The following is a 12985-nucleotide window of genomic DNA, read 5'->3' as shown; positions in this document are numbered from 1 at the left end:
GGTGGAACTGTTGCCGAGCGCGAGGCGATGATCGCCTGTTCTTCTCGCGGGCCTTATGCCTGGCAGCAGAAGGTCGACGGCTCGGCCGGCAGCAGCTCGCCGATCGGCTCGCCGCCGCTCGGGGCGCAGCCGCCGGGGTCCACGGCCACGACCTCCGCCGACTTGCTGCCGAGGGCGACGCCGGGCGGTGTGACCCCGCAGAACGGCGTCGTCGAGCTCACGACGATCGACGCGAGCGCCTCCCCGCATGCGCCGTCGCTGTAGACAGAGGCCATGATGGTGCACGACGCGCCCTCCGGCTCCCCGCAGCCGCACTCGGAGCAGCCGCGCGTGTCCTCGGCGCCGCCGTAGAAGACGTGCTTGACCAGGTAGGGCTCCTCGCACGTCACGTCGCCCTCGTGGAAGATGCACGTCAGGAATCCTCCGGGCTGCTCCGGCGAGGGCATGCAGGTGCTCCGGTCGCCCAGGCACTCTGTGTAGGCGCCGGGCACGCAGGCGAGCGCCCGGGTCTGCCACGGATCGAGGAGCGCCGGCGGCGGCGGCTCGTCCACCCTGGGAGGGCTCGGAGGGCGGTGGCGCCCGCTCCGGCGCGCCCTGCTCCGGAGCGGCGAGGCGCGCCAGGGCGACCGTGCGAAGCCGCTCCCGCACGTTCTTCAGCCGGCCTCTGGGGAACCGCTCCTCCAGGTCTCTTTGACAGCCGCGAGCATACGGGGCTAGCCTGGAGATCGATGCTCGTCATTTCCAGGCGTCAGATGGAGATCCTCCGAACCGACGTCGAGAGCCGGTTCTGCAACCTCGTTGTGGAGGAGGTGCGCCGGCGCTACCCGGACGCGACGGCTCCGCTTTCGGAGGGCGAGATCCTCGCGCACGTCCGTTCCGGTGTGGAGCGGGCGCGCGGCCATGGGCTCACCTGGATGTCGTCCATCGCCAGCTTCGTCGAGCTGATGTTCGATGTCGGCCCGCGCTTCGACGAACATCCGGCGGTGCTGCGGCTCCTCGAGGACGACGACCTGCCGCCGGATCTCCGCGTCGAGGCGCTCGTCCACCGGTTGACGGAGCAGGAGTGGAGGGAAGTTCGCCGCGCTACGGCGCCCGTTTCGCCGTAGCGTGCACCCTCCGGAGGGCCCATCCCATGTACTGCCAACAAGGCGGATGTGCCGATCGTTCGTCTGTGCGGCTCACCTGCAGCTGCGGTCATACGACGGCGTACTGCGCGGCGCATGCGGGGCCCACGGCAACCTGCGCGAGCTGCCGCACGGCGCTTCCGCCGCTGCTGCCCCCCCCGATCCTCGGCAGCGGGATGCCCGAGGTCCCGGGCGGCTCCGATCTGCGACCCCCGGAGGGGGCCCCTCATTCGACCACGACCACGAGGTCCGGTCGCCCTTCCCCGGGCAGCAATTTCTCGAGCACCCCGCTCGGAGCGACGGGCTACTGCTCGATGGCGATCGGCGGAGGGATGAAGTTCTTCGTTCGGGGGAACTCCCAGGGCGGCAAGCCAGGAGAAACGACCTCGATCATTAATTCCGTTCCCCACGGGACGCTGTCGAGGGAGCGCCTCGTGATCAGGCCCCCGGTCCCAAAGCCGCCCCGGCAGCAGCGCGTCCCGGAGCCGCCCCGGGAGCAGCGCGTCCCGGAGCCGCCCCGGAAAAGGCGCCGGACAACGCAGAGTAGCACGCCAACATTGGCGTTCCATTCGACGTCACCCCCCGCCGAGATCAAAGGCGACATCGTCGTCATCCCCAGCTCCGGCCCCCCCGGCCCCGGCCCCCACCCGCAGTCCCCGCTCCCGCCGCTGCCCGCCCCACCGTTGGCGACGCCGCGGTCTGCGCGCTCCCCGCCGGATCGGGAGCGCGAATGGCTCATCCACCAGGCCGAGACGCTCGATTCGGAGCTGCTTTCGGAGCTGCTGGGAGCCTCCCCGATCGTTCGATTCCAGCTCATGCTCCAGAGCGAGCGACGCCGTGAGCGCTCCGCTGCGCTGACGACATTCCGCAAGCGCCTGCCCGACATCGTCGCGAGCTACGATGAGCAGCGCAAACGGCTCAGCGACTCCTCCAGCAACTCGGGGCGGCGATTCCGGGAGGACATCATCATCCGCACGCGTGACGACTGGATGGCGGCGCTCGCCTGCAATTGCATCAACCGGGAAGAGCACAAGCAGTTGAACCGGCAAGAGCCAAGCGAGCGTAAAACTGTCAGCGAGGAGTGGGCGACGGTGCGCTGCGGCAGGTACGAGTTCTTCATTCAGTACGTCGCCGGCGGCACCACCCGGATCCACCTCGCGAAGTCCGGCACGCCGGCCGATCCGAGTTACCAGGACATCGTCTTGAGCTTGAAGTCCTTCGCGCCGCCCGGGAGCGAGGCGGAGGCCAAGCTCGCGGCCCTGATGCTAGAGATCTACGAGCGCCCCGACGAGCTCCTGCGCGACGAGACCACCGTCTCAAACCGGGTGGCGGAGATCAAAAGCCGTTTCGCTGGCGGCGACTTCCGCCTTACGATCCACCGGAGCCACGCGGAGGGTGCTTTCGACCACGTGGGGCTCGACGCGTTCCTCCTGTTCCTCGTCACCCACCTGCTCGTCATTGAGCCGGCGCACGCCCTGCCTGTGTACCTCTCCGGCCTTGATGCTCTAGAGCTCGTCTCGGCTGGACGCCTGCGCTTCGAGGACCTCTTCTCGACCCACGGGGAGCCGGTCCACGGCGGGCTCTACCCGCTGTACAACACCGGCAAGCACGAGGGCAGCAGCGCAAGGCTCGACGCCTCGAAGAGCACGTCCATCTCCGACGAGGAAATCGGTAGATTCCTTGATGAAGCGATCACCTTGCCGGCCGAGATGCCGCAGGCGATCGCGCTGCTGAAGGCGCTGAACCTCGAGCACATGAGAACCAACTGAGGTCCGCCGCCCCGGGCAGCCGATGGAAGCGGTGGGCCGGCGTGGCGGGCGACCATCGTGATGAAGGGCGCATGGGCGTCGTGCGAGCGTCGATCCGAGTGGATCGCTCGTAGCGCGCCGTCGATGGCTGAGGCCGAGGCCGAGCAGGGGCTTGCCGTGGCGTGCGTGGCGCCGACCTCCAGGCGCCGGAGGCGGTCCTTGCCACGCGGCTGGGCTGACCTCGGGGCACCGGACGGTGCCTCTCCGGCCGGGGCCGTTCTAGAATGCGGGCATGCGATTCGAAGGCCCGCGCGCTCCGGGCACGTCGCTCGCAGTCGCGATCGCCGCCCCGCGGAGGTCGTCGTGACGGAGTCCGCCCACCGGTCCGAGATCGAGCGCGCGCTCCGCTTCATCGCCGCGAACCTCGAGAGGCCCATCACGGTCGCGGACGTCGCGCGCGCGGCGCGCCTCAGCGAGTTCCATTTCCACCGGGTCTTCCACGCGGCGGTCGGCGAGCCGATCGGGCGGTTCATCACCCGGAGGCGGCTCGAGCAGTCGGCGCTGCGGCTCGCGTACGAGCCGGACCGCAGCATCATGGATGTGGCGCTCTCGTCCGGGTACTCGTCCGCGTCGAACTTCTCGAAGGCGTTCGCGGCGCACTTCGGCTGCAGCCCGTCGCAGGTGCGGAGCCCGGAGCGCGGCCTCCCCGTCGCGATCGGGAAGCTGACGTCGCTCTACGGGAAGGACTTTCGGCCGGAAGATCTCTACACGCTCCCGCCCGAGCGCGGGGTCGACGAGCGGCGCCGCGAGGCGGCGGCGTGGAGCGCGCGGGTCCGCTTCGAGACCACGAGCGGGCTCGACTTCGCATGCCTCGCCAGCCCGGGCGGGTACGACGTCTCGGCCCTCGAGCGCGTCTGGTCGGACCTCATCGCCGCCGCCCGGCAGCTCGGGATCTGCGAAGACGCCGTGGATGCCTGGGGTGTGCCGCACGACAGCCCGCAGATCACGGCCCCCGAGCTGTGCCGATACCACGCCTGCGTGCCCTGTCCGGAGGCCGTCCCGCTGCCGCCACCGCTCTTCCGCGGCCGGATGAGCGAGGGCCGCTACGCCGTCTTCCGCTATGCCGGCGAGGTGTCCGGGATCCCGGAGGCGTATCGCAGCATCTATTCGTGCTGGTTCAGGGAGAGCAGCCTCGCGCCCGACGACTTCACCTCCCACGAGCGCTACGTCACGGACGAGCCGAAGGACGGCCGCGTGGACCTCGAGCTCTGGTTCAAGGTGCGGCCGCGCCGCTGACCGCGGCAATCCACGAGAGCTCATCCGCAGCCCCGGAGATGCGAGGCCGGCGCTCCCGGCCGCACGGTGTCTCGTGACCGGATGGCCCTGTCCATCCTGGAGACGCAGCGCTCCGAGATGGATCTCAAGGGCTGGGGCGCACGACCGACCCGCAGGCGCCGGCCTCGACGCTGGACGCGATCCGTCGTTCATCGCACCAGCATCACCAGGTTGCGAGCGCGGCTTCCCAACCGCGATGCGCTTCTGATACAAGCCATCTCGTTGAGGGTGGACATACGGGAGGGAGACGATGGCGAGCGAAATGGACGCCACTTCGGCGCTGCTGCATACATTCCTTACAACCTGTCCAGAGATGCTCTTCATCGCGGGGATCGATGGGGATGTGCTGCACGCGAGCGGCGCGCTCCGTCAGGCGCTGGGGGCCGGGACAGCGCATGGCAATTCGCTCACGGCGCTCGTCCATGCGGAGGATCGCGCCGACTTCGCCGCTGCATGGAGCCGGCTGAAGGAGCAGACAGAGCCGGTGCAGGTCGATGTGCGCCTGATGGACGCCCAGGGCGCTTACCGGCGTCTGACGTGCAACGCGCGCCGGGCGCCCGAAGGGGGCACGATCCACGGGTCGCTGCGGCAGGCCGACGCCGACGGCAAGCGCAGCCCTGCAGAGCCGGGCCTCAAGGAGCGGCTCCTCGACGGGCTGGCAGACAACCTCCAGGTCGTCATCTGGGCGATCGACACCGAGGGGACCGTCATCTACCACGACGGCAAGGGGCTCGACGCCGCCGGGCTCGCGAGGGGCGAGCTCCTCGGGAAGAACCTGCTCGAGCTCTATCCCGAGAAAGACCGCCTCATCTTGCGGGGAGCGCTCGCCGGCGCGATGGCCCATGACCACAACACGGCGCACGGCGTCCACTGGGAGAGCTGGGTCGTCCCCGTGCTCAACGGGCGCGACGAGGTCGACGCGGTGCTCGGGTTCTCGCTCGACGTCACCGCGGTGAAGCGCACGCAGGAAGAGCTGCGGGCCAGGCTCTCTCAGATCGAGAAGCAGCAGGAGGTGATCCGCAACCTCTCCACGCCGATCATCGAGGTGTGGAACGGCGTGCTGACGCTCCCCATGATCGGCGTGGTCGACAGCATGCGGACGGCCGAGGTGATGGATGCGCTGCTCGCGCGCATCACGGAGAAACAAGCCCATTTCGCGATCCTCGATCTGACCGGGGTCGACATGGTGGACACGAAGGTGGCGAGCCACCTCATCGAGCTCGTGGCGGCGATCCGCCTGCTCGGCGCCGAAGGCATCGTCGCCGGCATCAAGCCGAACGTCGCGCAGACGATGGTCGCGCTGGGGCTCGATCTCTCGACGATCTCGACGCAGCGCGATCTGCGGGCTGCCCTGAGCTACTGTATCCGGCGCATGGCGCCGCAGCCGCCTCAGGAGAAGCGCGACAGCGTGACCGCCAGCTGACGATTCCCGCGCGCGGCTCCAGCGCCGCTCGGGCTCGCTCCGGCACCGGAGAGCGCCTCCGGCGCGAACGCCGTCTCCCTTTTTCGGCGACTCTGCTCAGCCGGAGGGTGCAGAAGCGCGAGAACGGAGCGATGATGCGCCCGGTGAGGACCGTTCAGCAGCGGGGGCCGCGCTCGGCCCTCGCCTCCTCGCGTCGAGCTCACGGGGTGGGTGCGTGCACACGACAGCCGAAGATCGCGCAGAGGCGCTTCACATCGATCCACGTCTCCTGATCGAGGCCCTGGACGACCCCGCGCTCGTCATCGACGCGCGGGGCGCCGTCCTGTGCAAGAACGAGCGGCTCGATCGGCTCCTCTCGGGGTTCGGGGCGCCGAGCCTGCCGCTGTCGCCGGAGGGCGATCGCGTGCTCCTGTCGCTGGCGCCCGCGGCCGCCGACGTCGCCCGGATCCAGGCGATCCTCTCGGGCGAGGTCGATCGAGCCGAGATCGACCTCCCGGACGAGGGCCGCGGCGCGCCGCGGTGGGTGCTTCGCGGGCTCGCCTGCACGATCGGCGGCGGCCGCTGCGCGCTGCTCCGCCTCGTCGATGGAGGGGAGCGCCGCGCCCAGGAGCACCAGCGCCGGTGCGCGCAGGTGGTCGAGTCCATGCACCTCGGCTGCACCTTCCTCGCCCTCGAGGCCCCGGAGGACGACCGGTCGCTCCGGTACGTCTACATGAACCGCGCCGCCGAGCGGATCGCCAGCAGGCCCACCGCGTCGATGCTCGGCCGGACGATGGACGAGAGCGCCCCCAGCCTGCGGCAGATCGGCATTCCTCAGCGCCTGGCCGAGCTGATCCGCGGCGGCGGGACGGACGAGAGCGAGGTGATCCTCCCCCAGGAAGAGGGCACGCGCGTCATGACGACGTGGTCATTCCCCGTGGGAGATCGGTGCGCCGCCGTGGTCTACGACGACGTCACCGAGCGCCGGGCGACGGCGGCGTCGCTCGAGAGCGCGCGCCTCCTCCTCGACGGCATCGTCGAGCACCTCCCGCTCATGCTCTTCGTCAAGGATGCGGCGGAGCTCCGCTACGTGCGGGTGAACAGGAGCTTCGAGGAGTTCCATGGCCACGCGCCAGGAGAGCTGATTGGCCTGCGCGCCAGCGACCTGTTGCCGCAGGCGCTGGCCGCGAAGATCGACGCCGAGAGCCGTGACGTCCTCGCGGGGGGCGTGCCGGTCGAGGTCCCTGAGCTCCGCGTCCCCTCGAAGCGCTTCGGGGACCGCATCGGCCGCGCCCGGTTCATCCCCATGGAGGACGCCACGGGCAAGGGCCGTTATCTCCTCGGGCTCATCGAGGACATCACCGATCGCAAGAAGATCGAGGACGCGCAGCGCCAGGAGTCGATCCTCCTGGAGACCCAGCGGCGGCTGATCGAGCTCATCCAGGAGCTCTCGACGCCGAGCATCCCCATCCACCCGGGCATCCTCGTCGTCCCGCTCGTCGGCCAGATGGACAGCTCGCGCGGCGCCCAGCTCGTCGAGTCGCTCGTCGCCGCGGTCGAGCGGCACCACGCCGAGTTCGTCATCGTCGATATCACGGGCGTCACGTCGGTCGACAGCGCGGTGGCCAACCACCTGCTCCAGGCCACGCGCGCCGCGGGGCTCCTCGGCGCCGAGTGCAGCGTCGTCGGCGCCTCGCCCAGCATCGCCCGCACCGTCATCGAGCTCGGCATCGAGCTCGGCAAGCTCGCGACGCACCGGGACCTGCAAGCCGGGTTCCGCCACGCGCTGGCGCGGAAGGGGTATGTGATCAGCCCGCGCGCGGATCGAACGGCCTGAGCGCGGCGGAGCCGCCCGCGCCCCGGGAGACGGCCGCTTGCGCTACCCACGACCTCCTTGACGTCCGCGAGGCTCGCTCCTGGCACGGCGCGCAGAGCGACGCTGCCAGCAGGACGACGGGGCACCAGGTCAGGTGAGACATCGAGGGGCTCTCCAGGGTCGCGACGCTCGACTGCCGCGATTCGAGGAGGGGAGCATCCATGTTCAGGCAAGCGCGAAACGAGGCTGGCGATGCGGTGAGGCCCTGACTCTTCCGCTCGTGCCCCTTGCGATCCGGCCGGCCAGCGCCAGAGCCTCCGGACATCGCCCATGCCTGAAGGCGACACCCTCTTCCGCATCGCCGCCGCCCTCGGCCCCGCGCTCGCGGGCGCGCGCGTCGTCGCGCTGGAGCTGCCCCGGAGCGACCAGCCGTGCCGCCGGCTCGTCGGCCGCCGCGTCGAGCGCGTGGAGGCGCGCGGCAAGAACCTCCTCATCTTCTTCGACGAGGGGACCGTCCTCCACACCCACCTGCGCATGAGCGGGGCCTGGCACCTCTACCGCGAGGGCGAGCGCTGGAAGCGGTCCGAGGCGACGGCGACGGCCATCCTCGCGGTCCCGGGCTATGTCGCCGTCTGCTTCCGCGCGCCCGTCGCGCGCCTGCTCCGCGCGAGCGCCCTGCGCGGCGACCGCCTCCTCGGCGGCCTCGGCCCGGATCTGCTGGGCGGCGCCTTCGACGCCGCCGAGGCGCTCCGCCGCCTGCGCGTCCTCGACGAGGCGCCGCTCGGCGTCGCCGTCATGGACCAGCGCGTCGTCGCCGGCATCGGCAACATCTACAAGAGCGAGCTCCTCTTCCGGACGCGGCTCGATCCCTTTGCCCCGGTCCGGGCGTACTCCGACGAGGAGCTCTCCGCGATGCTCGACGTCGGCCGCCACCTCCTGCAAAGCAACGTCGAGCCGCGGGATCCCCCCGGCGTGTACCGTGGGCCGACCGCGCACTACGCGGCCACTCGCACGACGCGCGCCGGCGGAGACCGCAGGAGGCCGGTCAGCGTGTACGGCCGCGAGGGGTACGCCTGCTACGACTGCGGCGCCGCGATCCAGATGCGCCGGCAGGGGACGATGATGCGGTCGACCTACTTCTGTCCTCGCTGCCAGCCGACCCGCGCCGCGCCGCCGCCGGCCGGGCCTGCTCCGTCCGCGCCATGAGCACGGCCGCCGGCGGGCGCGCTGCGGCGCGTGCGAGGACGCCAGCGTTCCCGGCGATCGCGCGTCGCGCGGGACTGTGCTTCCCGGCAGACCTTTCCGGCGCTCCGATCGTACGATCCGCTCCATGCGCCTCGCCCTGCTCCTGCTCCTCGCGCTCCCGTCCGGGTGCAGCCACCCCCTGGACGAGTCCGTCGCCCCGGCCGCCGACAGCGCGACGCCCCGTCCGGCCCCCGCCGCCTCCTCCTCCGCGGATGCGCCAGGCTCGCCGCCCGCGACGGGCACCGCCGAGGCCGAGATCGACCCCCGCCTCGCCCCGCTCATCGCCGCCGCCTTTCGCGACTACAAGCCCTGGGGGCGCGTCGACGACGAGCTCCGCTGGGCGCCCTGGCTGTGCCGGATGCCGCTGCCCGGCCGCGTCCGCATGAGCGCCGCCGAGGACGGCGGCCACGCCCGCAAGCTCTACTCGGTGTTCGCCAAGCACCGCGATCGCTATCCGCTCGCCGAGGGACAGGCGCCCGTCGCCCAGCCGGTCGGGCAGGTCCTGGTCAAGGAGAGCTTTGTCCCGGAGCTGGTGGACGACGGCGCGGCGGCCGCACTCCCGGGCGCCGGCGCCACCCCGCCGGACGCCGCGGATCACTTCGACCCCATCCTGCGCGACGGCGATCGCGTCTACCGCGCGTCGCGCCTCGCCGGCGCCTACGTGGTGCTCAAGCTCGCGCCGGACACGCCCGGCACCGACGCGGGCTGGGTCTACGGCACGGTCACGCCCGCGGGCGAGGTGACCTCCGCCGGCCGGGTCGCCTCGTGCATGGGCTGCCACGTGAGCGCCCGTCACGAGCGCGTCTTCGGGCTCGCGCCGGCGCCGTCCGCGGCGCCCTGACAGGCTCCGGACGCCGCGGCAGCGTCGACGACCCCGGCGAGCGCATCCAGCGACATCGGCTTGACGAAGTGGGCGTCGAACCCTGCCGCCTCGGCGCGGCGGCGGTCCGACGCCTGCCCGTACCCCGTGAGCGCGACGAGCGCGCCCGAGCACAGCTCGGCCTCCCTGAGGCGCCGCGCCACCTCGTAGCCGTCCATTCCTGGAAGCCCGATGTCGAGGAGCACGAGATCGGGCCGATGCTCCGCCGCAGCCTTCAACGCGCGCGGGCCGTCGCCGGCGATCCACACCTCTTGCCCGAGGGCCAGCAAGGCGTCGGCGAGGGTGCTCGCCGCGTCCACGTTGTCCTCGACGATCAGGACGCGGAGCTTTCTCGCCGCCGGAGACGGCAGCTCCGCGTTCTTCGAGGGCGCGGACGTCGCCCCGACGGCCGCGGCGGGCACACGCTCGTCCGCCGCCGCGGGCACACGCTCGTCCGCCGCCGCGGGTACGCGCTCGTCCGCCGCGACGGGCAGGCGCACGATGAACTCGCTGCCTTGCCCTGGCCCCGGGCTCGTCGCTTCGATGCTCCCGCCGTGGAGGGCGACCAGATCGCGGACGATGGTCAGCCCGAGACCGAGGCCGCCGGGCGCCCGATCGAGGCTGCGATCCGCCTGATGGAACAGCTCGAAGACATGGGGCAGCACCTCCCTGGCGATCCCGATCCCGTCGTCGCGGACGCGCAGCTCCACCCGGTCGCCGCGCTGCTCGACCGTCACCCCGATGTGGCCCCCGATATCCGTGTACTTGCACGCGTTGGTGAGCAGGTTGACGAGGATCTGCTCGAGGCGGACGGCGTCCGCGAGGACGTGGACGGCGGCCGCCGGCAGCACGAGCCGGATCTGGTGCCGCCGCGCCTCGATCTGCTCGCGCGTCGACTCCACGGCGCGCGTCACGGCGGCCTTGACGTCGACCCGCTCCTTGCGGAGCTCGATCTTGCTCCGGGTGATGCGCGACACGTCGAGCAGATCGTCCACGAGGCGCATCAAGGTCCTCGTTTGCCGCGCGATCACCTCGACGTGCCGGTCCGGCGGCCCGCCGCGGCTCCGTCGCCGGAGGAGCTCCACGGCCACGCAGATCGGCGCCATGGGGTTGCGCAGCTCGTGCCCGAGCATGGCCAGGAACTCGTCCTTCCGGCGATCCGCGTCGGCCAGCGCGTCCTCGACGCGCTTGCGCTCGGTGATGTCCAGCGACGAGCCGACGAACCCCAGGAACGCTCCGGCGGCGCCGAAGCGCGGGGCGCCCTGCGTCACGACCCACCGGCTCTCGCCGTCCCGGCGGAGCATCTGGCATTCCAGCATGAACGGCTCGCGCGTCTCGATCGACTCGGCGCACACGCTCGCGACGAGCGGGCGCTCGTCCGCGTGGATCGCGTCGAGCCAGCCGTCTCCCAGCTCCTCGGCGAGGGAGCGCCCCGTGAAGCGCAGCCACGCGGTATTGACGTACTCGCACCCGCCGGAGGGCCCGCACATCCAGATCATCATGGGGGCGCAGTCGGCGAGGGAGCGGAAGCGCTGCTCGCTCTCGCGGAGGCGCTCGACGTCCTCGTCGACCTGGCGGCGCAGCCTGGCGATCTCGATGCGCCCGCCGACCCGCGCGAGCAGCTCGCGGACCGAGAACGGCTTGACGAGGTAATCGTCCGCGCCCGCCTCGGCGCCATGCACGCGCGACGCTTCCCCGGATCGGGCCGAGAGGAGCACCACGGGGACGAGCCGCGTCGTCGGATCGGCGCGCAGCGCCTCGAGGAGGCCGAACCCGTCGAGCCCGGGCATCATGACGTCGGTGAGCACGAGATCGGGCACGCGCGCGCGCGCGGCGCAGAGCGCCGCCTCGCCGTTCTCGACGGCCTCGACGGTCCACCGCGTCGCGAGGAGGTCCCGGAGGTAGCTCCGCATGTCGCGGTTGTCCTCGACGAGCAGGACGTGGCCAGCCGGGCCCTCCGCCGGGCGCGCGGGTCCTGCGCTCGCCGGTGGCTCCAGCGGCAGCTCCGCCGACGGCGCGGGCCCGGAGACCCACTGCGACGCTTCCTCCACGAACGCCTGGACCGTCACGGCCGTCATGCCGAGCTCCCGCTCGGCGCCGACGCGCTCCGCGGCCACGCGCGCTGATCCGGCGGGGATGCGGACGGTGAACGTGCTGCCCCGACCGACCTCGCTCGCCGCATGGACGTCGCCCATGTGGAAGCTGACCAGCTCCCGCACGAACGCGAGGCCGATGCCGGAGCCCTCGTGGCTCCGCCCGCGCGCCCCCTGGATCCGGTGGAAGCGCTCGAAGATCCGGGGGAGCTCCTCGGCGTCGATCCCTATCCCCGTATCGCTGACCTCGAGGCGCACGTGGTCGCCGCACCACCGGAGCGAGATCGCGATCTCGCCCTCGAACGTGAACTTGAACGCGTTCGAGACCAGGTTGAGGACGATCTTCTCCCACATCTCGCGATCGACGTAGACGCGCTCCGGGAGCGCCGGGCAGTCGACGACGAGCCGGAGCCCCGCCCGCTCCACGGGCCCGCGGAACGCGCTCGCCACCTCGGTGGTCAGCGCCGAGAGGTCGAGCGCCTCGTAGGTGACCTGCATCCCGGCGGCCTCGAGCCGGGCGAAGTCGAGCAGGTTGTTCACCAGCTTGAGGAGCCGCCGCGCATTGCGGCGCGCGAGCTCGACGAGCTCGCGCTGCCTGCCGGTCAGGCTGCCGGGCGCGATCGTCAGCAGCTCGTCGATCGGGCAGAGCATGAGCGTGAGCGGCGTCCGGAACTCGTGGCTCAGGTTCGAGAAGAACCTGGTCTTCAGCTCGTCGAGCCGGTTGAGCTGCTCGTTCGCCACGCGGAGCTGCTCGTTCGCGCGCTGGATCTCCTGCGCCCGGAGGAAGACCTCGGCCTCGACCCGCTCCGCCCGCGTCTTCAGCTCCTCCGTGCGCCGGGTCTGCTCGATCCCACGCTGCTTCAGGCGGACGAACTCGGTCACGTCCTCGACGCGGTGGATGATGTACGCGACGTCGCCGTCCGGCCCCACGACGGGCGAGTTCATGGGGCTCCAGTACCGCTCCTCGAAGCCGCCTTCCTCCGCTCCGGGGCGCTGGATATCGTATTTCTGCACGGCCATGCTGTCGGGGGCGCGCGTCTCGAGCACACGCTCGAGCGAGGCGCGCAGGTTCCTCGTGCCGGTCGCGTGTGGATCGTCCGGATTGTCCGGGAAGGCATCGAAGATGTCGCGGCCCAGGAGCTCCTCGCGCCGGGTGCTCGTGGCCTGAACGTAGGCGTCGCTCACGGCGATGACGGTGAAGTCCGGGCGGAGCACGAGGTAACACCCCGGGAGCCCCTCGAAGAGCGCGCGAAAATCGGGGCTCGCCGGCGGCGCCTGCTCGCTCTCCGACTCCGATCGCGGACACGGTTTCATGCTCGTGATGACGCTCGTGGACATGGGCTGATCTTCAAACGAAGACCTG

Annotated in this window: 9 protein-coding genes; 7 read left to right on the top strand and 2 right to left on the bottom strand. The window is 71.4% G+C overall.

What is annotated here, in order from left to right; all coding sequences use genetic code 11:
• Nucleotides 1-53: 53 nt before the first annotated feature.
• The gene (locus ACSRUE_RS30450) at nt 54-551 is read right to left on the bottom strand and encodes a hypothetical protein (protein WP_441286639.1); all 498 of its coding nucleotides are present in this window, start codon (nt 549-551) and stop codon (nt 54-56) included.
• 201 nt (nt 552-752) lie between these two features.
• Between ACSRUE_RS30450 and ACSRUE_RS30445 the strand changes: the two genes are divergently transcribed.
• The 7 genes from ACSRUE_RS30445 to ACSRUE_RS30415 all read left to right on the top strand — a co-directional run bounded on the left by ACSRUE_RS30445 (nt 753) and on the right by ACSRUE_RS30415 (nt 9511).
• Nucleotides 753-1106, top strand: a complete 354-nt coding sequence (locus ACSRUE_RS30445; RefSeq protein ID WP_441286638.1) for a hypothetical protein — start codon at nt 753-755, stop codon at nt 1104-1106.
• Nucleotides 1107-1681: 575 nt separating this feature from the next.
• Nucleotides 1682-2893, top strand: a complete 1212-nt coding sequence (locus ACSRUE_RS30440; RefSeq protein ID WP_441286637.1) for a hypothetical protein — start codon at nt 1682-1684, stop codon at nt 2891-2893.
• Nucleotides 2894-3235: 342 nt separating this feature from the next.
• A complete protein-coding gene (locus tag ACSRUE_RS30435) occupies nt 3236-4168 on the top strand; it encodes an AraC family transcriptional regulator (protein ID WP_441286636.1) in 933 nt (310 codons plus the stop codon).
• Between the two features lie 352 nt (nt 4169-4520).
• Entirely contained in the window at nt 4521-5630 is a 1110-nt protein-coding gene (locus ACSRUE_RS30430) for a PAS domain-containing protein (protein WP_441286635.1), read from the top strand.
• Between the two features lie 214 nt (nt 5631-5844).
• Nucleotides 5845-7446 (top strand): PAS domain-containing protein, encoded by a 1602-nt coding sequence (locus tag ACSRUE_RS30425; protein WP_441286634.1) that lies wholly within the window; start codon nt 5845-5847, stop codon nt 7444-7446.
• 309 nt (nt 7447-7755) lie between these two features.
• Nucleotides 7756-8631, top strand: a complete 876-nt coding sequence (locus tag ACSRUE_RS30420; RefSeq protein ID WP_441286633.1) for a DNA-formamidopyrimidine glycosylase family protein — start codon at nt 7756-7758, stop codon at nt 8629-8631.
• A gap of 124 nt (nt 8632-8755) precedes the next feature.
• Nucleotides 8756-9511: a hypothetical protein gene (locus ACSRUE_RS30415; protein WP_441286632.1), complete on the top strand. Its 756-nt coding sequence runs from the start codon at nt 8756-8758 to the stop codon at nt 9509-9511.
• Here the strand turns inward: ACSRUE_RS30415 and ACSRUE_RS30410 are convergent.
• The gene (locus ACSRUE_RS30410) at nt 9463-12960 is read right to left on the bottom strand and encodes an ATP-binding protein (protein ID WP_441286631.1); all 3498 of its coding nucleotides are present in this window, start codon (nt 12958-12960) and stop codon (nt 9463-9465) included. The two genes, ACSRUE_RS30415 and ACSRUE_RS30410, sit on opposite strands and share 49 nt — an antisense overlap.
• Nucleotides 12961-12985 lie beyond the last annotated feature (25 nt).

This window comes from Sorangium sp. KYC3313, from assembly GCF_052075895.1.
Taxonomy (GTDB): domain Bacteria; phylum Myxococcota_A; class Polyangia; order Polyangiales; family Polyangiaceae; genus Sorangium; species Sorangium cellulosum_B.
The sequence above is the reverse complement of the archived record's forward strand: the minus strand, read 5'-3'. Positions and strand labels throughout refer to the sequence as shown.

Coding starts and splice junctions, on each gene's coding strand:
- ACSRUE_RS30445 (WP_441286638.1), top strand. CDS start 753: ATGGAGATCCTCCGAACCGACGTCGAGAGCCGGTTCTGCAACCTCGTT.
- ACSRUE_RS30430 (WP_441286635.1), top strand. CDS start 4,521: ATGCTCTTCATCGCGGGGATCGATGGGGATGTGCTGCACGCGAGCGGC.
- ACSRUE_RS30420 (WP_441286633.1), top strand. CDS start 7,756: ATGCCTGAAGGCGACACCCTCTTCCGCATCGCCGCCGCCCTCGGCCCC.
- ACSRUE_RS30415 (WP_441286632.1), top strand. CDS start 8,756: ATGCGCCTCGCCCTGCTCCTGCTCCTCGCGCTCCCGTCCGGGTGCAGC.
- ACSRUE_RS30410 (WP_441286631.1), bottom strand. CDS start 12,960: ATGTCCACGAGCGTCATCACGAGCATGAAACCGTGTCCGCGATCGGAG.